This window comes from Rhodococcus sp. DN22 (genome assembly GCF_036669995.1).
Lineage (GTDB): Bacteria > Actinomycetota > Actinomycetes > Mycobacteriales > Mycobacteriaceae > Rhodococcus_F > Rhodococcus_F erythropolis.
The window spans coordinates 291,890-314,504 of sequence record NZ_CP133326.1 but is presented as its reverse complement, the minus strand read 5'-3'; the positions used below and the strand labels follow the sequence as shown (position 1 = coordinate 314,504).

The 22,615-nt window shown below is 62.4% G+C and carries 22 protein-coding genes and 1 tRNA gene; 12 read left to right on the top strand and 11 right to left on the bottom strand.

Annotated features, from left to right (window positions below):
* Window positions 1-428: 428 nt before the first annotated feature.
* A complete protein-coding gene (locus RA302_RS01365; protein WP_225320427.1) occupies window positions 429-1,280 on the bottom strand; it encodes a glycoside hydrolase family 43 protein in 852 nt (283 codons plus the stop codon).
* Between the two features lie 252 nt (window positions 1,281-1,532).
* On the opposite strand from RA302_RS01365, the gene RA302_RS01360 reads away from it, so the two are divergent.
* Window positions 1,533-2,027 (top strand): DUF1877 family protein, encoded by a 495-nt coding sequence (locus RA302_RS01360; RefSeq protein WP_019746449.1) that lies wholly within the window; start codon window positions 1,533-1,535, stop codon window positions 2,025-2,027.
* An 88-nt stretch (window positions 2,028-2,115) separates the two neighbouring features.
* Here RA302_RS01360 and RA302_RS01355 read toward each other — a convergent pair.
* From RA302_RS01355 to RA302_RS01345, 3 genes are all read right to left on the bottom strand, one after another.
* Window positions 2,116-2,205, bottom strand: a tRNA-Ser gene (locus RA302_RS01355).
* 50 nt (window positions 2,206-2,255) lie between these two features.
* The gene (locus RA302_RS01350) at window positions 2,256-2,681 is read right to left on the bottom strand and encodes a MarR family transcriptional regulator (RefSeq protein WP_020968140.1); all 426 of its coding nucleotides are present in this window, start codon (window positions 2,679-2,681) and stop codon (window positions 2,256-2,258) included.
* A gap of 128 nt (window positions 2,682-2,809) precedes the next feature.
* Entirely contained in the window at window positions 2,810-4,048 is a 1,239-nt protein-coding gene (locus tag RA302_RS01345; protein WP_003943926.1) for a lactate 2-monooxygenase, read from the bottom strand.
* Between RA302_RS01345 and RA302_RS01340 the strand changes: the two genes are divergently transcribed.
* Window positions 4,047-5,036, top strand: coding sequence for an NAD(P)H-quinone oxidoreductase (locus tag RA302_RS01340; RefSeq protein WP_007731765.1), 990 nt, complete (start codon window positions 4,047-4,049; stop codon window positions 5,034-5,036). The two genes, RA302_RS01345 and RA302_RS01340, sit on opposite strands and share 2 nt — an antisense overlap.
* A 15-nt stretch (window positions 5,037-5,051) precedes the next feature.
* Here RA302_RS01340 and RA302_RS01335 read toward each other — a convergent pair whose 3' ends face one another.
* Complete coding sequence (locus RA302_RS01335) at window positions 5,052-6,254, bottom strand: cysteine desulfurase-like protein (protein WP_007731767.1); 1,203 nt, start codon at window positions 6,252-6,254, stop codon at window positions 5,052-5,054.
* Window positions 6,255-6,386: 132 nt separating this feature from the next.
* Here RA302_RS01335 and RA302_RS01330 point away from each other — a divergent pair, with 132 nt between their 5' ends.
* The 4 genes from RA302_RS01330 to RA302_RS01315 all read left to right on the top strand — a co-directional run bounded on the left by RA302_RS01330 (window position 6,387) and on the right by RA302_RS01315 (window position 9,721).
* The gene (locus tag RA302_RS01330; RefSeq protein WP_166501649.1) at window positions 6,387-6,956 is read left to right on the top strand and encodes a bacterial proteasome activator family protein; all 570 of its coding nucleotides are present in this window, start codon (window positions 6,387-6,389) and stop codon (window positions 6,954-6,956) included.
* 157 nt (window positions 6,957-7,113) lie between these two features.
* Window positions 7,114-7,956, top strand: a complete 843-nt coding sequence (locus RA302_RS01325) for an ABC transporter ATP-binding protein (protein WP_166501648.1) — start codon at window positions 7,114-7,116, stop codon at window positions 7,954-7,956.
* Complete coding sequence (locus RA302_RS01320; RefSeq protein ID WP_166501647.1) at window positions 7,949-8,836, top strand: glycosyltransferase family 2 protein; 888 nt, start codon at window positions 7,949-7,951, stop codon at window positions 8,834-8,836. The genes RA302_RS01325 and RA302_RS01320 overlap by 8 nt, the downstream gene beginning before the upstream one ends.
* A 36-nt stretch (window positions 8,837-8,872) precedes the next feature.
* Entirely contained in the window at window positions 8,873-9,721 is an 849-nt protein-coding gene (locus RA302_RS01315; RefSeq protein WP_003943943.1) for an ABC transporter permease, read from the top strand.
* On the opposite strand, the gene RA302_RS01310 is transcribed toward RA302_RS01315, so the two are convergent.
* From RA302_RS01310 to rfbB, 3 genes are all read right to left on the bottom strand, one after another.
* A complete protein-coding gene (locus RA302_RS01310) occupies window positions 9,722-11,290 on the bottom strand; it encodes a glycosyltransferase family 39 protein (RefSeq protein ID WP_225320228.1) in 1,569 nt (522 codons plus the stop codon). It abuts the gene before it with no gap.
* A 3-nt stretch (window positions 11,291-11,293) separates the two neighbouring features.
* Window positions 11,294-13,195 carry a glycosyltransferase gene (locus RA302_RS01305; protein ID WP_166501646.1) on the bottom strand — a complete coding sequence of 634 codons (1,902 nt, stop codon included), beginning with the start codon at window positions 13,193-13,195 and terminating at the stop codon, window positions 11,294-11,296.
* Between the two features lie 81 nt (window positions 13,196-13,276).
* On the bottom strand, window positions 13,277-14,281 hold the full coding sequence (rfbB, locus tag RA302_RS01300) for a dTDP-glucose 4,6-dehydratase (RefSeq protein ID WP_166501645.1): 1,005 nt from the start codon (window positions 14,279-14,281) through the stop codon (window positions 13,277-13,279).
* 98 nt (window positions 14,282-14,379) lie between these two features.
* Between rfbB and rfbA the strand changes: the two genes are divergently transcribed.
* From rfbA to RA302_RS01280, 4 genes are read left to right on the top strand one after another with little or no spacing between them, the layout of a single operon-like run.
* On the top strand, window positions 14,380-15,255 hold the full coding sequence (rfbA, locus tag RA302_RS01295) for a glucose-1-phosphate thymidylyltransferase RfbA (protein ID WP_166501644.1): 876 nt from the start codon (window positions 14,380-14,382) through the stop codon (window positions 15,253-15,255).
* Between the two features lies 1 nt (window position 15,256).
* Window positions 15,257-15,862, top strand: coding sequence for a dTDP-4-dehydrorhamnose 3,5-epimerase (rfbC, locus tag RA302_RS01290; RefSeq protein ID WP_166501643.1), 606 nt, complete (start codon window positions 15,257-15,259; stop codon window positions 15,860-15,862).
* A gap of 51 nt (window positions 15,863-15,913) precedes the next feature.
* On the top strand, window positions 15,914-17,005 hold the full coding sequence (locus RA302_RS01285; protein WP_166502882.1) for a trypsin-like peptidase domain-containing protein: 1,092 nt from the start codon (window positions 15,914-15,916) through the stop codon (window positions 17,003-17,005).
* 34 nt (window positions 17,006-17,039) lie between these two features.
* Entirely contained in the window at window positions 17,040-17,900 is an 861-nt protein-coding gene (locus tag RA302_RS01280) for a hypothetical protein (RefSeq protein ID WP_166501642.1), read from the top strand.
* Here the strand turns inward: RA302_RS01280 and RA302_RS01275 are convergent.
* The 3 genes from RA302_RS01275 to RA302_RS01265 are packed head-to-tail and all read right to left on the bottom strand — an operon-like array spanning window position 17,886 to window position 20,334.
* A complete protein-coding gene (locus RA302_RS01275; RefSeq protein ID WP_166501641.1) occupies window positions 17,886-18,857 on the bottom strand; it encodes an alpha/beta hydrolase in 972 nt (323 codons plus the stop codon). The two genes, RA302_RS01280 and RA302_RS01275, sit on opposite strands and share 15 nt — an antisense overlap.
* 19 nt (window positions 18,858-18,876) lie before the next feature.
* Window positions 18,877-19,803 carry a PIN domain-containing protein gene (locus tag RA302_RS01270; RefSeq protein ID WP_166501640.1) on the bottom strand — a complete coding sequence of 309 codons (927 nt, stop codon included), beginning with the start codon at window positions 19,801-19,803 and terminating at the stop codon, window positions 18,877-18,879.
* A 54-nt stretch (window positions 19,804-19,857) separates the two neighbouring features.
* Window positions 19,858-20,334, bottom strand: coding sequence for a GtrA family protein (locus tag RA302_RS01265; RefSeq protein ID WP_078377459.1), 477 nt, complete (start codon window positions 20,332-20,334; stop codon window positions 19,858-19,860).
* 63 nt (window positions 20,335-20,397) lie between these two features.
* On the opposite strand from RA302_RS01265, the gene RA302_RS01260 reads away from it, so the two are divergent.
* Window positions 20,398-21,831, top strand: coding sequence for an FAD-binding oxidoreductase (locus tag RA302_RS01260; RefSeq protein WP_003943934.1), 1,434 nt, complete (start codon window positions 20,398-20,400; stop codon window positions 21,829-21,831).
* Complete coding sequence (locus RA302_RS01255; RefSeq protein WP_019746424.1) at window positions 21,828-22,589, top strand: decaprenylphospho-beta-D-erythro-pentofuranosid-2-ulose 2-reductase; 762 nt, start codon at window positions 21,828-21,830, stop codon at window positions 22,587-22,589. The genes RA302_RS01260 and RA302_RS01255 overlap by 4 nt, the downstream gene beginning before the upstream one ends.
* Window positions 22,590-22,615: the final 26 nt, after the last annotated feature.

The window sequence follows — 22,615 nt, the reverse complement described above, 5'->3', positions numbered from 1 at the left end:
TCAGCAGCGAAAAAGACTTAGGTCCCACTATGAGCAAGGTCACCGTTTACGAACGAGAAGATCCCTCAGAAACAGTGCGGCAAATCGAATTGAATCCGCCTCCCGCGGGCCTCAGAGCAGTTGAAGGCCGAAAGTGCGGGTACCAGGCCGGTGCGCGTACTTGAATATGAAACTAACAGGCATTACTTGGCAATCAATCGTGAAGTACGGCGCCCGAGCGGGGCCTGGGAGCGCAACTCTGCACAGCTCACGCGGAGATACTCACTTCGTGGTCGGCGCGAAATCGTAGAACCCACTGGCATCGCATCGTTAGCTTGTCAATCACTGATTCGCGCAGACTACGCACACAAGTAGTACGCAAGTACGAGAAAAGGCTCTGACCAAGACCGGAGTCCTTGATCAGAGCCCTACCAACTCGGGGTCGAAAGTTATGCCGGTTCTCTCATGATGCCGAGATGCCGTGCAGTCCCGGACACCCCAGGAACCTCTTGCACCGGAGACCAGGTGTTCAGCCCGTCCGTGCTGTCGGAGTAGAGATACTTTCCTTCGGTATAGGCGTCGAGATAGATCCGCCAGTCGCCGCTCGGCAACTGAACCACGGCCGGACCTTCGACAAGCGAACCCCAATTTCCGGGCGGGACAAACGAATAAGGTCCCGTCACCGAAGGAGCGACCGCATGCTCGACGACCTTCTTCGTCTCGTTCTTGGTGAACGCATGATAGGTCGATCCGACTTTGACCACGGTGGTGTCGATGTGGTCCGCACCGATCCCGGCGAGCGGAACAGGCGGGCTCCACAACCGGAGCGACGGTTCCAACGCCGTCATCAGATACGGCACAAATCCTCCACCGGTCGACATCGACAGGATGACGTTGACGCGATCGCCGTCCACAAACCATTCAGGCGCCCAGGCCTTGGTGACGAATGGTGACAGCGACGGTCCGTCGCTGAATCCGGCCGAACCCGAGAAGCCCGGGGGGCTCGCAGAACCGGTGCCATCTCCCGTACCAGGCATCAAGGCGCAGCAAAACGGAACCGGATAGTTCCCCAGCGGCGTCCAGTTGATGCGGTCGCTGCTGCGTGCGAACCCGATGTTCGCCCCACCACCCGTCGTGTAGGTGAGGTAGTACAACCCGTCCGTGTTCCGGAAGATGCTCGGATCACGCACGAGCCCAGACGGCGGCCTGTACGCCGACTGCTGGACGAGCTGAAAGCCGGTGCCGTCGACCGACTCGTAGACATCCATGTCACGGTCGCTGGCATTGCTGAACGCCACCATTGTGTATTTCCAGTCAGGCGGCGGCGCGGCGCTGCTGGCAGGGGCTGCGACCAGCAACCCCGCGACGACGAGGATCACCAGCGATACAACAGAAAGGCCGGTCCGTTTTGTCGGAATCACCGATGAAGTATGTATGACAGCAGGCCCACCATGGGTAACTTCGGTCGGAGGCAGAGCAGGATCGTTACCTAAGGCGATTCGCCTTGTAGTGAGGGCGGGGACGCCGGCAAGGTCGGCCTTTAGCATCACGCCATGGAACTTGGGGTGCATTTCGCGCTGTCAGACAGCGTGGCAGCGGAACTTCTGGACGCGCGCGGCGACGACGACAAACTCGGCGCTGTGGTCGAGGACATCGAGGAGACGGGCCGATCCGAGTTCTCGTGCGACACGGACAAGGCGTGGGATCCGATCCTGTGCGCCCTCTCCAGCACGGGGTACGAGCGCGTGTCCGAGAACTGGCCGGCCTACGGCGTGATCTTGGGGGACGAAGACCTCAACACCGACACCGACGACCAACTCGTCACCTACCTGGCACCCGATCGGGTCGCCGAAGTCTCCTCGTACCTGGCGGAAATCACCGAATCCGAGTTCGGCGTGCGCTACGACGCGATGCCACTCGACGACCGCAACCCGGAGTACGGTTCCGACGAGCGCGGGTACGCCTGGGGCTGGCTTCAGGAAGTGGCGGACTTTTTCCAGCGCGCGGCCCGAGAGCGTCGCCACGTGGTATTCACCGTGCGGTTCTGACGCCCACTACCCGAGCAGTGTGACTCCGAAAACAGTAAAGGCTCTGACCTGGACCGAAGTCCGAGGTCCGAGGTCAGAGCCTTTGCTTTGGCGGAAGCGGAGGGATTTGAACCCCCGGTGGGTTTAACGCCACGCTCGCTTTCAAGGCGAGTGCATTCGGCCGCTCTGCCACGCTTCCGTGGGCGATCCTATCGGGTGTTCCCACGGACCGCGAAAACGGCTCCGACGTCAGCGCTCGCCGATGGCTTTGTCGACCTTCTCGAAGACGTCTGCCAGCACGTCCAGTTCCTGGGGAGTCAGCAGATCGACCAGATTGTTCCGCACTCCGGCCACGTGAGTAGGTGCCGCCTCGGCGAGGCGACGCCTACCCTCTTCCGTGATCCGCGCAAGTACGCCGCGACCATCTTCGACGCAAGTGTCGCGCACGACGATGCCCTGAGATTCCATCCGCCGGATCTGGTGCGTGAGGCGGCTGCGCGAAGACAGCACGCCGTCTGCCAGGTCACTCATCCGCAACGACCCGTCAGCTGACTCCGAGAGCATGACCAGAATGCGGTAATCGGCCAACGACAGGTCGTGTGAATCCTGCAGTTCGCGGTTGAGAACCTCCATGAGGCGCTGATTACCGTCCATGTAGCCGCGCCATGCACGCATCTCGCATGGCGTCAGCCACGGTGTCTCACCGTGCGCCGCCTGCGAGATCTCCTCGGTTGTCGCTTCAGCTGTCACAGGTTCCAAGTTTAGACCTGTGTCCGCCCGTCACAGTAAGACTCACCCTAAAGTCACGAATTGGACATCAGGATCGAACGGTCGATTTCGGCGACCGATGCCAGCCCCGCCAGCCCCATGGTGAGATCCAGGTCGGCCAGGAGACTGCGCAATGCATGACGCACTCCGTCCGCTCCGGCCAATCCCAACCCGTACACCCACGGCCGCCCGTACAGCACTGCGTCGGCACCCAAGGCCAGAGCCTTGATTACGTCTGCGCCACAACGAATTCCGGAGTCCATCAGAATGTCCACCTCATGCCCCACCGCATCAGCGACAGGACCGAGAGCATCGAGTGCCGAAATCGACCCGTCGACCTGACGCCCACCATGGTTGCTCACGACAATGCCGTTGGCGCCGGCCGCGACGGCCTCACGTGCGTCGTCGGGATGGACAATTCCCTTCACCGCGATCGGAAGTGTCGTCCACTGGCGAAGTTTCGCGATATCCGCGATCCGCACCGCGTGATTGCCGAACAACGACACCCACGTCAGAACCGCGATCTGCAGGGCTTCTGCACTCTCCTCGGGAGGCGTGGCCAGTTTTGCGCGGAACACCGGATCCGACAGATAGTTGGCAATACCCTTCGCCTGCAGGAACGGGAGGTGACCGAGTTCGAGATCCCTTGGACGCCAACCCATACCGGGAGTGTCGGCAGTCAGGACGATTGCCTTCGCGCCCGCCGTCTCCGCCCGACGGACAAACGACTCCGCAAGTTCGTCGTCGGCCGGCCAGTACAGCTGGTACCACCAGTTCTCGCCGGAGGCCGCCGCTACGTCTTCGATGGTTGAGGATGCCGCCGTCGAGAGAATCGATCCGATCCCCAACTCGGCAGTGACCGAACCGACCGCAACCTCGGCGTCGTCGTGGACCAAGCCGAGCACGCCCACCGGAGCCGTCAGGATCGGTGCAGCCAACCGCGTCCCCAACACCTCGACGCTCAGATCGCGCGCGTCGGGCGCCGCAGTCCCCCGCAACATCCGCGGCACGATCGCATGCTTGTCGAACGCACGCAGATTCGACTCCGCGGTTCGTTCGGTCGACGCGCTACCGGCGATGTACCCGAAAGCCTCTGGTGAGAGTTGCTCGCGCGCGGCATCTTCCAAGCCCGCCGCAGTCATCGGCAAAGCCGGCTTCGCGCCGCTCAGTCCCGTCAGATAGATCTCGTTCTGCATGTTCCCGAAGTAAGTCACGTCCGCGACGGTAGCGGCAAAACACCCGTCAGCGGGGAGATTCGCTAGCGTCGTATCCATGTACGCCATAACGATCGATCAGCCCGGCGGTCCCGAGGTCATGAAATGGGCGCAGCAGCCCGATCCTGAACTACCTCGCGGGCACGTACTCGTCGAGGTCGCCGCGACCGCAGTCAACCGCGCCGACCTGCTCCAACGTCAAGGCTTCTACCCGCCGCCGCCCGGCGCGAGTGACATTCTCGGCCTCGAATGCTCGGGTGTGATCACCGAACTCGGCGAAGACGTCACCGGTTGGTCCGTCGGCGACGAAGTCTGCGCATTGCTGGCCGGCGGTGGCTATGCCGAGAAGGTTGCGGTCCCGGCAACACAACTTCTCCCCGTTCCCGCGGGCGTCGATCTCCGTGTCGCAGCGTCTCTGCCGGAAGTTGCGTGCACGGTGTGGTCGAACGTCGTGATGCGCGGCGGCCTACGACGCGGACAGGTACTACTCGTCCATGGCGGTGGCGGCGGAATCGGCACCCACGCCATCCAGGTCGGCAAAGCCCTCGGCGCCCGCGTCGCAGTTACCGCGGGTTCGGAGGACAAATTGAACCGCTGCCGCGAATTGGGCGCGGATATTCTCATCAACTATCGCGACAGCGACTTCGTAGCATCACTCGCCGAAGCCACCGACAACCACGGCGCCGATGTGGTTCTGGACAACATGGGAGCGTCGTACCTCGGGCGCAACGTCGACGCACTCGCCATGGATGGCCACGTCGTGATCATCGGAATGCAGGGTGGCCGCAAGGGCGAGGTCGACATCGCCAAGCTGATGGGAAAGCGCGGAAACATCACGTCGACGGGCCTGCGCGGGCGTCCGCTCACCGGCCCCGGCGGTAAAGCGGACATCGTCGCCGACGTCCGTGCGAAGTTGTGGCCGTTGATCGCCGATGGATCGGTTCAACCGATCGTGTCGACCGAACTTCCGATCACCGAGGCGCCATTAGCCCATCAGTTGCTGGATTCGCCGGAAACCGTAGGCAAGGTCATCCTCACCGTGAAGTGAGCCGAGCGGGATCGATCAGCCCAGGGCGCCGAGTTCGGCGACCAGCTGATTGATCTCGTACCGAGTCGTGTACGGCGCAAGGCCGACGGTGACCGCGCCGCCTTCGTCGTTGACACCGAGGGCGTCGAGCAGCCTGGAACCACCATGCGTACCGCTGACCGTTGCGATGCGCTTGTCGGCCAGGTGCGCGGCGACCTTGTCTGCCGCCATCCCCTCGAGCGTGAAGCTGAGCGTCGGCACCCGCGTGGGTGCGCCGCCGATCACCATCACGTTGGGCAGGGCTGCGAGAGAACGCATGAGGTGATCGAACAGACCGTCCTGATAGTCCTGCAGCGAGCTGATCGAGGTTTCGAGGCGCTCACGCCTGGTTCCCGTTGCCGATTCGTCCAAGCCCGCCAGGAAATCGATCGACGACGTGAGACCGGACAGCAGCGCGAACTGATGACCGCCCACCTCGAGTCGCTCGGCGCCACGCGCGTACGGGTTGAGCGACACGGCCGGAATTCGGTCGAGCAGTCCGGGATCGCGGAAGACGAGTGCGCCCACCTGTGGACCGCCCCACGACGGCGCGCTGACGGCAACGATGTCCGCCCCGAGGTCAGCCATGTCCACATGCGCATATGGCGCTGCACCGACCGCGTCGACCACCATCAGTCCGCCGAATTCGTGCAGACGATCAGCTGCGGCACGGACGTTCGGAGCCGAACCGACGACCGGTGATGCGGCCGTCAAGGCCACCAAGCGAGTCGTCGAGGTGATGAGATCGTTGAACTGCCAACTCGGGAGCTCACACGTTTCGATTTCTACCTCGGCCCATCGCACCTGGGCGCCGTAGCGACTGGCCACACGAAGCCAGGGCGCGACGTTGGCCTCTTCGTCGAGGCGCGAGAGCACGAGACCGGTTCCGAGGCCCAACCGCGAACTCAGCGACTCGGCGAGCCAAGCCAACAACACCGCTCGGTCTGATCCGAGAACGACTCCCGCAGGATCTCCGCCGACCAGATCGGCGACCGCGGTGCGCGCACTCTCGAGAATGGCAGCACTACGACGGTTCGAGACGTGGCGACCGGAGGAAGAAGATGCAGAGGCACGGAACGCGGTGGAGACCGTCCGCGAGACGGCGTCCGGGATCTGCATTCCGGCCTGCGGATCGAGGTGGATCCAGCCGTCACCGAGTGAGGGAATCAACCCCCGTACGCGGGCAACGTCGTAAGCCATGCTCGACACTCTAGGTGCAGACGCCCGCTTAGTCGAAGGCAGTCACCCAATTACCCGTCAGTACAGTTATTCGATAGCTAACTTTTTGGGGGTTACGCGGCGTTTGTCGCCCACACACGACAAGATGGAAGCATGACGAACCCCGACAAAGAGCAGGTACTCGTTATCGGACCCGACGGTCGACCCGTCGCGATACCGGCGGCCGAGGCAGAAGCCGCCACCTCCGGCACCACCGAAGGCGCGGAAACAGAAGCCGAGTCCGTCGCCGAGATGGTCGAGCAGCCGGCCAAGGTCATGCGAATCGGCACGATGATCAAACAACTCTTGGAAGAAGTGCGCGCCGCACCGCTCGACGACGCCAGCCGCAAGCGCCTCAAGGACATCCACACCTCGTCCATCCGAGAACTGGAACAAGGCCTGGCACCCGAACTCCGTGAAGAACTCGAGCGACTGAGCCTCCCGTTCACCGACGACTCCATTCCCTCGGACGCCGAACTGCGAATCGCGCAGGCCCAACTCGTCGGCTGGCTCGAAGGACTGTTCCACGGAATTCAGACCGCACTGTTCGCGCAGCAGATGGCAGCGCGCGCTCAGCTCGAACAAATGCGTCAGGGCGCACTGCCTCCCGGCATGAGCATCGGGGCTCCGCATTCGCCTGCACATCCGGACCAACAGAGCCCAGGAACCGGCCAGTATCTGTAACGAGCAGCGCTGCGTCCCCAGTTGAAGTCTTCACGGTGTTGCGCCCCGGTAGGCTCGGTGCTCGTGCCCGACTCCGCGAACTGAGCGGATTCAATCCCGGCGACGCCGAACCGGGGAGCCCGCCCAACCAGGCGCTCCACCGGATGCAAGGAGCAGAATGACCGAGAACGTCAGCATCGAAACACGCGGAGCGTGTGTCGACTTCCCGATCTTCGACGCGAAATCGCGTTCGCTGAAAAAGGCGTTCCTCGGTCGTGCAGGCGGCGCAATCGGACGAAACGACTCCGACGTCGTTGTCGTCGAAGCTTTGCGGGACGTGACGTTGTCCTTGAAGGAAGGCGACCGAATCGGACTCGTCGGCCACAACGGTGCAGGCAAATCCACCTTGCTCCGACTGTTGTCCGGGATCTACGAGCCGACTCGCGGATCAGCCGCAATTCGTGGCCGCGTAGCCCCTGTCTTCGATCTTGGGGTGGGTATGGATCCCGAGATCTCGGGATACGAGAACATCATCATCCGCGGAATGTTCCTCGGAATGACCCGTAAACAGATGCTCGCGAAAATGGACGAGATCGCAGACTTCACCGAGTTGGGCGACTACCTCTCGATGCCGCTTCGCACCTACTCGACCGGAATGCGGGTCCGAGTGGCGCTCGGTGTGGTGACCAGCATCGATCCGGAGATCCTTCTCCTCGACGAAGGCATCGGTGCCGTCGACGCAGAATTCATGAAGAAGGCGCGAACCCGTCTCCAAGACCTCGTCAAACGATCTGGAATCTTGGTTTTCGCGAGCCACTCGAACGAATTTCTGGCGCAACTGTGCGACCGCGCGATGTGGATCGATCACGGAACGGTCAGACAGTCCGGTGGAATCGAAGAAATCGTCCGAGCGTACGAGGGCAACGATGCCGGCGACCACGTCGCTCATGTGATTCGCGAAATGGAACGCGAAGACGCCGCGGCGGCGGCGATTGCCGAAACGAGCTCGGACGATGCCTGAGCGGATAATCGGCGTCGTCGTCACCCATCGGCGTCGTGAACTTCTCGCTTCATCCTTGAAAGTACTCACAACCCAGACGCGCCCACTAGACCACCTCGTCGTCGTCGACAACGCCGACGAATCCGATGTCCGCACGCTCGTGGACGACTGCTCGATCCCCACGACGTACATCGGATCGGCACACAATCTCGGCGGCGCCGGGGGTTTCGCCCTCGGAATGTTGCTGGCATTGTCACTCGGTGCAGACCGAATCTGGCTGGCCGACGACGACGGCCGCCCCGAGGGGCCCGAGGTACTCTCGACGCTTCTCGATTGCGCAATTCGTCACAACCTGGCGGAAGTATCTCCCGTCGTGTGCGACATCTCCGAACCCGACAAGCTGGCCTTCCCGCTACGCCGTGGGGTCGAATGGCGTCGACGGCGTAGCGAGCTGGGTGAAGGTGATCTTCTCCCAGGAATCGCGTCCCTCTTCAACGGTGCGCTGTTCACCGCGGAAGCGATCGAGACCGTTGGCGTTCCCGATTTGCGGCTCTTCGTCCGTGGCGACGAGGTGGAGGTCCATCGCCGACTGATCCGTTCCGGACTTCGGTTCGGCACCTGCTTACAGACTGCTTACCTGCACCCTGACGGCGCCGACGAATTCAAACCCATTCTCGGCGGCCGCATGCACACGCAGTACCCGGACAACGAGACCAAGCGTTTCTACACCTATCGCAACCGTGGCTATTTACTCTCGCAACCCGGGATGCGACGGCTCCTTCCACAGGAATGGGTGCGATTCGGTTGGTACTTCCTCATCACCAGGCGTGACGTCTCCGGACTGCGCGAGTGGATGAGGTTACGCAAGCTGGGTAGATCCGAACGCTTCTCTCGCATCTGATCGGGCCCGATCGGCGACCGAGTAGGCTTGGCGGCTGTGTCTGCCCCAACCCTTGCCGACAAGGCCCCCATAGCGCCGGCGTCCCGCACGTTCGCGCGAGCAATCCAGGATCTGCGCGAGGGTCTCGGCCATCGAGAACTTTGGTTCCATCTCGGGTGGCAGGACATCAAGCAGCGCTACCGACGATCCATCCTCGGACCGTTCTGGATCACTATCGCCACTGGCACCACTGCAGTCGCGATGGGCATCCTCTACTCGTCATTGTTCAATCTGGACGTCGCAGAGTTCCTCCCGTACGTCACTCTTGGCTTCATCGTGTGGAACATGATCTCCGGTGCCATCCTCGAGGGCGCCGAAGTCTTTATTTCCAACGAGGGACTGATCAAACAGCTACCCACGCCGTTGAGCGTTCACGTGTATCGGCTGGTCTGGCGCCAGTTGATTCTCTTCGCCCACAACTTCGTGATCTACATCGTCATTTTGATCGTGTTCCCGAAACAGCTGTCCTGGACGGATCTTTCGTTCATCCCCGCCTTGGCGTTGATCGCGATCAACGCCGTGTGGGTTTCCCTGGTTTTCGGCATCCTCTCCACTCGGTACCGTGACATCGGCCCGTTGCTCGCGAGCGTCGTTCAACTCTTGTTCTTCATGACTCCCATCATCTGGACCGAGAAGTCACTGCAAGGAACAGCCAACGCTGAACGAGCACGAATCGCGGAGCTCAATCCCCTGTATCACTTCCTCGACATCGTGCGAACGCCGCTCCTGGGCGGGGACCAGCAGCTATACCACTGGGTCATCGTGCTCGCCGTCACCGTCGTCGGGTGGGGCCTGGCACTTCTGGCCATGCGCAACTACCGTTCACGCGTCGCGTACTGGGTGTAGTCACCTGCGTGTGGAAGGAACCATCTGCACGATCTGTAGGTGGTGCAGCGGTGTCGCTGTTTCGACAACGAACCCTCGCGCTGAAAGTTGCATGAACAGTTCCGTGTCGATGAAATGGAATGGCTCGAAATTCCACACGACATTGGCCGTATGAAGCAGTGCCTCATAGCTCTGACGCTCACCGTCGGTGACGACCCAGACGGTCTGGCAGTTCTGTGCTCGTTCGACGGTCTCGTCTACTGAATATTCGGAATCCCATAGCTCGTCGATCGAGTTCGCATCATGCGCGAGGCCGACATCTCGCAAACCTTCGATCGAGTCAGGCCGCACCTCGGCGACAGCATGCAACGAACTCGGCGCCCAGGACACCACCGGCTGGAACGCGACGCAATCGCCCGCATTCGCATTGGCTTTCAGAAAGTCCGCAGCCGTGCTGTAGTCCATCCCACCTGATTTTCCCCACGGCTCTCGCTGGCCGACGTACGCAGGTAGAGACGCCGCAGCAAGAAGTATCACCGCCGCCGAGGCCAGGACCCAGCTCGACGCCAGGCGGCTGATGATGACACCCAGCAGCAAGGCCACACCCGGCGCAGTGAATATGACGTACCGATCGATGTAGATGTTTCCCAGGACGAACGAATACACGAGAAACAGCGCCATCGGGACCAACATCCATACCAGCGCGACAGTCGACGCACCGCGATCCCCGAACGTCCAACGACTGGGTGCGAAGAAATAGCCGGCAAACCCTGAGAGCACGATGATCCCCGCCACGACAGCAAACAACGGACTCGAAAGGAACCATTGGTCAACGGCGATCGTCGTGAAAATATGCCGATCCAACGGTGGTATCCAACTGACTTGCCTCGATTGGCCAAGCGACAGGGCGATCAGCGGGGACACAAGCAGGACCGCGGACGCGGAAGCACCGACAAAGCACAACCCGTTGAAACGATTCCGCTTCGAATCGGCGTCCGGAATCACCTTGGCCCCGAACACCACGATGACAGCGTGTACCAGCAGCAGCACGGCGCTGTAGAGAAACAGTGCTACAGAGACAGCAGCCAACACGCCGTACAGGATCCACCACGCGCGCTTCGACGTTCGCAGCGAACACACGAGCACCAGCATTGTGACCGTGGACAATGCCAACACCATTGCATACGAGCGGGCCTCGGTGGCTGCCCAGGTAACTCGGGGAAGCACCATGAACGTGACGCCGACGATAACGCCGAGTCTGGTACCCCCGAACATCCGCGCCAGCGCTACCAACGCTGCCGTCGCGATTCCGACTGCCAGCGCACTCGGTGCTCGCGCAGAGAATTCCGATACCCCGAAAACCTGAAACCACCAGTGGATCAGCACGTAATAGAGCCCATGGACCGCATCCACGTGTCCGAGGGTTGCCAGCGTCGAACGCAGCGATCGGTCCGCCATCGAGACCGTCGCCGCTTCGTCCCACCAGAACGACGGACGACCGGACCACGCGGCACCGACGCCGGTAGCCGTGAGCCCCAGTAGAGCCGGCACGCGCCACTGGGCCAACCTCTGCCCCAGCGGGAGGGCCACAAGCTATCCGATCTTGTTTCCGTACAAGCGCGTCCAGTTCTCGGCGCTCGTGAGGCGCGGCATGGCGTCCGAGTACGCCTTCTTCATCTCAGGTGCTCGCTTGCGCAGCTCCCAACAGACTTTGGCCGCGCGCTTGGCCAACTCGGTGGCCTGCTTCTTGTTGCGCCGACGGACGCGGACGCCGTTCTGCGACGCGTCCGTGACAGCTGCATTTTCGAACAATGACACATGCCACCAGTCGCCGAAGATCGCAGGAACCGTTACCGGTCGACGGTCGACACGCCCAGTCCACTGTTGAACTACACGCTTGAGAAGCACCAGACCCTCGCGGTTCTCGTCGGGCTCGAACTCCCACACCGTCATCTGCGTATGTGGATCGGCCTCCGCACCGACTGCCGAGGCCGGCTGCATTTTCGTCTCAGGGTATTCATTACGTAGAGCGCGAACGTCGACAAGAGCAGACTGCCCGCCGTCGTTGAGGAAGTCAGGCCCCTGCAGGAAATCCTCAGCCGCCTTGACGAATGTTGCCGCCAACCCGTACTGCATTCCCACGATGAGCTGAGTGATCTTGCGTAACAAGAACTTCGAGATCACCTTACCGTCGAACGGGCCGTAGATCGAAGAAACGATCAACCCATTTCGAATGCTGAAGTACCGGGACCAGTCGTCGTAATCCTTCAGATGGAAATCCGCATGCCAGACACCGGCATTGGGCAGAGTGATCGTCGGGTGGCCGGCGAAGCGCGCTCGGATTCCGTACTCGATGTCATCCCACTGGAAGAAAAGGGGTATCGGCAAGCCCAGCTCGGAGATGATCTCGGCCGGCAGCAGGCAAGTCCACCAACCATTCCAGCCCGCGTCGAAGCGCATCTCCTGCTTCTTCTTCAACAGGTCGACGCCCATCATCGCGCCAGGAGTCAGGACCCCGGCCTTGAGCTCGTCGAGAACCTCTCGCTCCGCACTGACATGCAACATGGTCGGATTGTTCAGTGACAACATCTGAGCCCCGACGATTGCCGGCTCGACCGTCATGTTTGCGAATGCATTCATCCTGAGCACCGATTCGGGCTCGCAGAGAATGTCGTCGTCCATGAGGATGACGTTGGCGTGCTCAGAACCTGACGAGGAAGTGATTTCGAGCATTCCACGCGAGAAACCGCCCGCGCCACCAAGATTCGGCTGCGTCAGATAGATCAACTTCTTGCCGAGATCATGCGCGACAGTCTTGAAACGATCCCTGGATTGAACCTGATCCGTGCCCTGATCGACCACACAGACGGCGTCGATACCGGTCATCGCACCCGCATCGGACGCCATGGTTGCAACGGTTTCGACACAGTCGTCGGCACGATTGAAAGTGCAGATGACAACAGCCGCCGGGCGTATGAACTCTGGGGCCGAGACAGTCCATGACACACCGGAAACGACAGCTGAACCTTTGGTCGCGACGAATTCCAACCACATCGCCCCGCCGTCGACGAAATGAGCGAGCGGCGCGTCGATCGCGAGTTCACCAGAACCGGCGACCGAGTGAAGTGAAATCGTCCTCTTGCGTCCGCGCACATCCGATGCATGCAGGCTGACGTCGAGCCCACCGTCGCCGACGTAACTCAGCTGAATCCGCACCGAACTCACACGCGTCCACCGCTGCCAGAAACTGGCAGCAAATCGTCCGAAATACGTGTTGGTGCTCGCGGTCGCCGCTTCGCCCAATGTCAGAGAATGCCGATCGACGATCGCATCTCCCTTGGTAACGACATACATTGCCTCTGGCACCTTGGGGGACATGGATCGGAAGATGCCACGCTGGACCAGAAATCGATCCCCGTGTGGATGCTCGACCATTACCTCGTCAAGCACAGCCGTGTCATTTGCGACCGGCGTATCCGCGGAGGCCTCGTTCATCTACTGATCCCTACCGTTGTTGATGTAGCTACATCTGAGCACGTATCGGGCTCGAGGGTATCAACCGCGGCAGCCGGAGGTTCAGCGGACGACGGATTCTCCGGCTGAATACGTTGCCTCGACGCCGGCCTTCTGCGGACGCCACCACTGCTCGTTGTCGCGATACCACTCGACGGTGGCTTCCAGTCCGCTTCGGAAATCGCGGTACTGCGGCTTCCACCCAAGCTCCTGCTGCAGTCGCGTCGAATCGATCGCATACCGCAGATCGTGACCAGGGCGGTCGGTGACGAAGTCGAAATCATCCGGCTTGCGTCCGAAAATTTCGAGCAGAGCCGCAATCACCGTCCGGTTGTCGGTTTCACCGTCGGCGCCGATCAGATAAGTCTCGCCGGACTTTCCGCGGTCCAGGATGTCCCAGACGGCGCGGTTGTGGTCTTCGACGTGAATCCAGTCGCGGACGTTGCGACCTTCCCCGTACAACCGCGGACGCACCCCGTCGAGCAGATTGGTGATCTGGCGTGGGATGAACTTCTCCACATGCTGGAACGGGCCGTAATTGTTGGAGCAGTTGGAGATGGTGGCCGCGATCCCGAACGAGCGCACCCAGGCACGCACGAACAGATCACTCGACGCCTTGGACGCCGAGTACGGACTCGACGGGTTGTACGGTGTCGTCTCCGTGAACTTCGCCGGATCATCCAGTTCGAGGTCGCCGTACACCTCGTCGGTGGAAATGTGGTGATAACGGACCCCGTGTGAACGCACTGCCTGCAGGAGCGAGAAAGTGCCCATGACGTTGGTGCGCAGAAACGGTTCGGGGTCGGCGAGGGAATTGTCGTTGTGGCTTTCGGCGGCGAAGTGCACGACTGCGTCGGAGCGCGAGACAAGATCGTCGACCAGCGGCTCGTCGGCCACGTTGCCGTGAACAAACGTGATCCGGTCCTCGACGGACGCCAGGGACTCGCGATTTCCGGCGTAGGTCAGAGCGTCGAGAACCGTGACTTCCACGTCGGGACGCGTCGACACCGTCTGATGAACGAAATTGGCACCGATGAAGCCGGCACCCCCGGTGACCAGTAGTCGCACTTCATCTCCTCAGGTTCATCGAACGAACTCCCACTTTAGCGGCAGAATTCGCCATGTCCCGTTTGCATCGGCGGGCAGGAGTGCAGGACACTGCACGCATGCGCGGAATCATTCTGGCCGGTGGCACCGGGTCGCGGTTGCACCCGATCACCCTCGGAGTGAGCAAGCAACTCTTGCCTGTCTACGACAAGCCGATGATCTATTACCCGCTCTCCACTCTCATGCTCGCGGACATTCGCGACATCTTGATCATCACGACTCCACACGACGCCGAGCAATTCCGACGAGTTCTCGGCGACGGCTCACAATTCGGTGTGAATCTCACGTACGCGATCCAGCACGAACCCAACGGCCTCGCAACGGCATTCACCCTCGGCGCGGATCACATCGGATCGGAATCCGTGGCGCTTGTCCTCGGCGACAACATCTTCTACGGCCCCGGTCTCGGAACTCAACTCAGGCGTTTCTCCGATATCGACGGTGGCGCCGTGTTCGCTTACTGGGTATCGAATCCGACCGCCTATGGCGTTGTCGAATTCGACGACTCGGGTCGAGCAGTGTCCATCGAGGAAAAACCGACGTCACCGAAATCCAATTACGCAGTCCCTGGCCTCTACTTCTACGACAGCGACGTCGTCGACATCGCACGCACGCTGAAGCCCTCTGCGCGTGGCGAATACGAAATCAGCGACATCAATCGGCGCTATCTCGAAGCAGGCAAACTCACCGTCGACGTCCTCCCCCGCGGAACGGCGTGGCTCGACACCGGAACACCCGATTCCCTGCTCGAGGCTGCAAACTACGTGCGGACCATCGAACACCGCCAGGGTCTCAAGATCGGTTCACCCGAAGAGGTCGCGTGGCGTCAGGGATTCATCGACTCCGACCAATTGCGCACTCAGGCAGAAGCATTGGGCAAATCCGGGTACGGCGACTACCTACTTGAACTGATCGAGCACGGCAAGGAATGGTGACGTGGAAATTCGTCCACTGAAGATCGCTGGAGCGTGGGAGATTACGCCGAAGCAGTTCGGCGACCACCGCGGCGTCTTTCTCGAATGGTTCAAAAGCTCTACCTTCACCGCCGCGACCGGCCGCACACTCGACCTGGCCCAGGCCAACTGCTCCGTTTCCGAAGCCGGCAGCCTCCGCGGGATCCACTTCACGGACAATCCGCCCGGACAGGCGAAATACATCACCTGCGTGAAAGGTGCCTTCCTCGACGTTGTCGTAGACCTACGGGTCGGATCACCGACCTTCGGCGAGTGGGATGCGGTGGTGATCGACGACGTCGATCGACGAGCGGTGTTCCTGGCGGAAGGCCTCGGCCACGCGATCCTTTCACTCGAGGACGGATCGACAGTGATGTACCTGTGCAGCATCGAATACTCCCCCAACCTGGACCGGGACCTCGATCCCTTCGATCCTGAACTCGCAATCGAATGGCCGACCACGGATCGTGAAGGCAACCCCCTGACCTACGAGCTCTCCGCAAAGGACGCCGCCGCACCGTCCCTGGCGACGCTCCGCGCGGACGGCCTGTTGCCCGGTTTTGTGGCCGAAGATTCGCCGAATCGGTAATCTTCACCTTTCACACTCGATGGGATGACGACCGGCGGGACGGACGGCTGGATGACCAAACGTGCGGGCAGACGCGGTCTGTGGACGGCCGCCGTTCTCGCAGCCGGACTCGGCGCCCTCGCACTGGTCGCACCGCCTCTGACTCCTGGCACGATCGAGTCCGCACCGGTCACGGTCATCACGACCACCCCACCCGCGCCGGTTGTTCCGCTCACCCCGGAGGAGCTCTCGGCCCAGGTGGTCCCCACCATCGTCACCATCACCGCGCCGGCCGGATTCACCACCACCGCCGGAACCGGGATCGTGCTCTCCCCTGACGGAGTTGTGCTCACGAATCACCACGTCATCAGCGGGGCCTCGGACGTCACTGCCGTCAGCATGTCCAACGGACTGATCTACGACGCCGAGATCCTCGGGTACGACAGCGTCAGCGACCTTGCCGTCCTTCGACTCGCGGGCGCCACGGATCTGCCGGTGGCTGTGGTCGGCAAATCAGCAGAAGCCACTCGTGGGGATGCCGTCACCGCAATCGGAAATGCGGAAGGCGGCGGAGTGCCCGTCCCAGCTCCCGGCGTCATCACCAACCTCGGTGTCACCGTCAACACCCGCAACGTGTCCGACGGATCGCGAAACCAGTTGAAGGGCCTCATCGAGGTCGACGCGGACATCCGGCCGGGCGATTCCGGTGGCCCCCTGGTCAACGCCGTTGGCGAGCTGATCGGCGTCAGCAGTGCGGGCAACGCCGTCACCGACCGCACCGAAACCTCGCCGGCGCCTCAGTCCTACGCGATACCGATCGACACCGCGCTACCGATCGTCGAGCAGGTACTCGGTGGCCGCTCCTCCGAAACCGTGCGTGTGGGACCGACACCCGTGCTCGGTGTCGCGGTGAAGGATCACGCGGAGATGCCGGCCGGCGCGGAAGTTGTTGCCGTGAGCTTCGATTCGCCGGCCGAGCGGGTGGGGCTGACCAAAGGTGCGGTCATCACCGAGTTCGGTGGCAGCCGGATCGCGTCGTCCGCTGATCTCAACGCGGCGATGAGCTCGCGCCGCCCCGGCGACACCGTCGCGGTGACGTGGGTGGACGCAATCGGGCAACCCGGGACCGGTTCGCTGGTCCTCGACGAGGGGCCACCTCGCTAGTCGGACAAGGCGCCAGCCGTGAAAGCATCGCGACATGACCACGGTTCTCCTGCTCACCTGTGACGGCGCCGCCCGCGAGGCGGATGTCGAAAGCAAACTCGTCATGGAAGCTCTCACCACCTACGGCGTTGCGTCGACAATGGCGCCGTGGTCGAGCCGGTCCCTCCTCGATATCGACGCCGACCTGGTTCTGATCCGGTCGACCTGGGACTACACCCAGCGCCTCGACGAATTTCTTGCCGTTCTCGATCAGCTGACCGCCCCGATCGCCAACCCGCTCCCGATCGTCGAGTGGAACGCCCACAAGGGATACCTCACCGAACTTGCCGCGGCCGGCGTACCTATCGTCCCAACCGCTGTGATCGCTGCCGGAAAGAGCGAAAAACTCACCCTCCCTTCGTTCGAAGGTGCCGACGTCATCGTCAAGCCTGCCGTGTCCGCCGGCGCTGTCGGAGTGGGAAAGTTTGCCGCCGGGTCCGAACAGGCCCACGCTCACCTCAGTTCAATCCTCGAGAGTGGCAACGACGCGCTGGTCCAGCCCTTCATCTCGGACGTCGTCGACGGCGAGCGCTCGATCATCCACCTCGGCGGACGCTACTCCCACGCCGTCCGGAAAATCCCGGCCACCAACGACTTCCGCGTGCAGGAATTCCACGGCGGAACCAACCACCTCCACGAGCCTTCCGCCGCCGAACTCGCGGTGGCGGACGCGGCACTGGCCGCGCCCCCATGCGGCCCCGGCGAATTGCTTTACGCGCGTGTGGACGTCGTGGGGCCGGTGGATCAACCACGGCTCATGGAAGTGGAATTGATCGAGCCCGAACTCTTTCTGCCATTCGCCCCTGGATCTGCCGACTCCCTCGCACGGGCAGTTGTCGCGTCACTGCGCACGTGACTCCTGGGGCGGGACCGCATCGATCCTGGCGCGAATGAACCTGGCAACGTCACGTAGCGCGGCCCGGCTCTCCGGCAAGCCAGGCCAGACGGCGGGAAACGCGTGAACCTGGCCGTTCCAGATCTGCAGCGAGCACGGCACCCCCGCGGCGGCGAGCCGTTGCGCCATCACCTCCGAATCGACTCTGAGCACCTCGGATTCGGCGGCGATCAGCAACGACGGCGGCAAAACTGCAAGATCGCCGTCGACGGGCGAGTTCGTCTGTCCGCCAAGCTTTCCGATCGCCATCAATGCCGACACCGGGGCGATCACGTCGCGTCGAGCGTTGGCATGGACCGATTTGGTGGTGCAATCGAGATCGAGGAGCGGTGAGAGCCCGACCAGGCCGGCCGGAACCTCGAGCCCCGCGGAAACTGCTGCAAGCGCCGTCCCGAAGACCAGGAAACCTCCGGCCGAATCACCAACGAAGACAACCTTTTCCGGAAAAGCTCCCTGTTCGAGAAGCCACCGGTATGCATCGAGGCAGTCGTCGACGGACCCGCTGATGCTCGTACTCGGCAACTGCCGATACGCGATGTGCAGGACCGGAAGGCCGGTTCGCTTGGCGATGCCGGCAACGACCGGCCGATGCGTGTTGAGCCCGCAGCACATGAACCCGCCGCCGTGCAGGTATAGAACTACACCGTCGCGCAGATCGGCCGTCGAGCCTGCTGTCCGGACGAGTTCACCGTCGAAACCTGGAAAACGAATCGCTTCCCGATCGATCCCGGAGGGAATGCGTACACCCGCGGCCGAGTCCAGAACTGCGGCGCGGCGCATTGCGCCAGGCGTCAGCGGCGCGATCCCAACTACGGGCCGAAGCATCCATCGACACGCGTTGTAGAGGACCTGCGATTCGATACTCGGCCTGCCGTATCGAGTTCCGGTCCTACGACTGACTGTCGGCAACAGAGACATCTGTCCAGATTAGAAGCGATCAGGCGCCGAAGAGGTCGACTTCGTCGAGATCGTCGACGATCGTGACCTTTCGTTTCCGCCCGCCGATGACCTTGCCCAGACCGCGCAGTCCACCGGACTGAGCTTTCGGGGCGGGTTCGATGCGCTGCGGCGCAACTCTCGTCCGCGCTGCGCGCTGTACGGGCTTGGGTGCGGGAGCTGTTGCCGGTGCCTCCGGAGCGATGGGCGCCGCCGGAACCTCGGGTTCGGGAATCTCTGTTGGAACGACCGCTTCCGGCTCCACGAAGCCCCGAGCAACCGGGGCCTCGGGCGCGACCTCAGCGACCTCAGCCACCTGCTCCACCTGCACCGGTCCGTCGATCACCGGGATGTCCGACGCCCAGCGGACCCGATACTCGAGGCCGCGCGATGCCAGTTCACGCGCGAGATCCGCGTGCCAGACCCCGTCTTCGCCGTCGCCGTATGCCCGTGCGTCGGTACTGACCCAGATGACGTCGACCTCCGGGTTACGGTCGGCGAGATCGAGCACGGTCAGCCAGTTCAGCGTCGCCGGGTAGCCGTCTCGCTTCTTCTTGTCGGTATAGGGCCGACGCAGCGAGATCGCCCTCTCGGCCACCTCGAGATGCGACACGTCGACTGGATCGACCACTTCGACGCCGATCGCCACGAGGTCTTCGATCACGTCGTCGACGTAGCCGTCGGCCTTGTCGTGAGCCGCGTCGACGAACCTCGTGAGGTCGCGCCGCAACCCCAGTCGGTCGTACATGCGCGCCTGGACGCTCAGGGCCGCGATCATCTCCGCCGATTCCTCGCGGTAGCGGCTCGCAACTTCGAGCACGACCAATCGAGGCACGACGACGCGGTGTCCGAGTGCGCGAGCGTCGGCGATGGCGGCGTCGAACCGTGCGCCCCTGGTCAGGGCCGAAGAATCGAGAACGATGATCATGGGCTCGATTCTCTCTCGAGAAACCGGACGAATGCGCTAATCCACCCCGAACCGTTACTTGATCTTGAAGATCACTGCCCGCTGAACGATGAAGTTGATGACCGTCGCGGTGCCCTGCGCGATGACGAAGGCCAGCGGCATGCGCCACCACTCGTCGGCGAGCACATGCACCATCAGCGCGTTGAGCCCGACCTGAACCGCAAAAGTGACCGCGTACAGCACGACAACAGCGATGAAGCGGGCGCGAGAAGGCTCGGCCTTGAACGTCCACCGCCGGTTGATCAGATACGCCGTCGTAGTGCCGGCGATAAAGCTGATCGACTTGGCCACGCTCAGATCGAGGCCGACGACCTTGAACAGGAATGCGTACAGCCCGTAGTCCACGACCGCCGACAGCCCACCCGTCGCGACGAACCGGACGATCTGCGTTTTCAGGTCCATCGCGTCGTCGGCGATGTCCGTCGTGACAGGAATCTCGACGGGCAGCGGGACATGGGGTTCGTGCTGGTGACTTGCAGGTGTTTCGGGCACGACGACGAGAGTAACCACTCGAGTCGGAGCCGTCGGCACTACTCCCAGGTAACCTCTACCTTGATGTCCACGACAGCAGAAGAGACGCCGCAGCCGGCTCTCCACACCCAAGCCCGCACCCTCACCGGTTGGGGACGCACCGCCGCCACCACCGCACAGGTGCTGTCCACCCCCGACGTGGAAGTGATCGCCAACGCGGTCGCCCAGGTTGCGGAACAGAACGATTCCAAGCCATCGCATCTGCGACGCGGTGTCATCGCGCGCGGCCTCGGCCGCTCGTACGGCGACCCGGCGCAGAATGCCGGTGGGCTGGTCATCGACATGAATGCACTCAGCCGCATTCATCGCATCGATCGCGACACCGCCCTGGTGGACGTCGACGCCGGTGTGAATCTGGATCAGCTGATGAAGGCTGCTCTGCCGTTCGGCCTGTGGGTTCCGGTCCTGCCGGGTACTCGCCAGGTCACGATCGGCGGCGCCATCGGCTCGGACATCCACGGCAAGAACCACCACAGCGCAGGTAGCTTCGGCAACCACGTCGTGTCGTTGGATCTACTGACGGCCGACGGCAAGGTTCGCACGCTCACCCCCAAGGGCGGGCGCAACGACCCGAAGGCCGCACTGTTCTGGGCCACGATCGGCGGCATGGGTCTGACGGGCATCATCTTGCGGGCAACCATCAAGATGACACCGACCGAGACGGCGTACTTCATCGCCGACGGCGACGTCACCAACAGCCTCGACGAGACCATCGCGCTGCACAGCGACGGCAGCGAGGCCAACTACGAGTACTCGAGCGCCTGGTTCGACGCGATTTCCGCGCCCCCGAAGCTCGGCCGTGCGGCAGTCTCGCGCGGATCTCTGGCGAAGCTCGACCAGCTTCCGGCCAAGCTGCAGAAGAACCCGCTCGCCTTCGATGCGCCGCAGTTGCTGACGTTCCCCGACGTCTTCCCCAACGGGCTGGCCAACAAGTTCAACTTCACCGCGATCGGTGAGGTCTGGTTCCGCAAGTCCGGCAAGTACCGCGGCAAGGTCCAGAATCTGACGCAGTTCTACCACCCGCTCGACATGTTCGGTGAGTGGAACCGGGCGTACGGATCCAACGGATTCCTGCAGTACCAGTTCGTGGTTCCGCCGGAGGCCGTCGACGAATTCAAGAAGATCATCGTCGACATCCAGCGCAGCGGGCACTACTCGTTCCTCAACGTGTTCAAGCTCTTCGGCGAGGGCAACCAGGCGCCGCTGAGCTTCCCGATCCCGGGCTGGAACATCTGCGTCGACTTCCGCATCAAGCCGGGCCTGAACGAGTTCGTCACCGAACTCGACAAGCGTGTCCTCGAATTCGGTGGGCGCCTGTACACGGCCAAGGATTCGCGGACGTCCGCGGAAACCTTCCACGCCATGTACCCGCGCATCGACGAGTGGATCGCGACGCGCCGCAAGTACGACCCCACAGGCGTTTTCGCCTCCGATATGTCCAGAAGGCTGGAACTGTGATCAACGCTGTAGGTAACCCGCAAACCGTTTTGCTTCTCGGTGGAACCTCCGAGATCGGCCTCGCCATCTGTGAGGAATACCTGAAGAAGGCGCCGCTCCGCGTCATTCTTGCCGCACTTCCCGGCGATCCGGGACGCGAAGCTGCGGTCAAGCAGCTCGAAGCGAAGGGTGCCACCTCGGTGGAGCTCATCGACTTCGACGCCGTTGATTTCGAATCGCACCCGAAGGTGATCGACCAGGCGTTCTCGAACGGGGACGTCGACGTCGCGATCGTCGCCTTCGCATTGGACGGTGACTCCGAAGAGCTGTGGCAGAACCAGCGCAAGGCGGTTCTGGTCGCAAACGTGAACTACACCGCATCCGTCTCGGTCGGTGTACTTCTCGGCGAGAAGATGAAGGCTCAGGGCTTCGGCAAGATCATCGCGATGTCGTCGGTTGCCGGCGAGCGCGTCAAGCGTGCCAACTTCGTCTACGGCTCCACCAAGGCGGGCCTCGACGGTTTCTACCTCGGACTCGGCGAGGCTCTCGCGGAATTCGGACCGCAGGTCACCGTCGTCCGTCCCGGCATGGTGCGCACGCAGTTCAGTGCCCACGTCAAGGAAGCTCCGCTGACGGTCAACAAGGACATCGTCGCGAAGCTCGCTGTTGCCGCCTCGGACAAGGGCAAGGAAATCGTCTGGACTCCCGGCCCGTGGCGTTTCGTCATGATGGGTCTTCGCCACGTGCCGCGCCCGATCTTCCGGAAGTTGCCGGTTTAAGCTCCTCCCGTGCCAGAAACAACAAC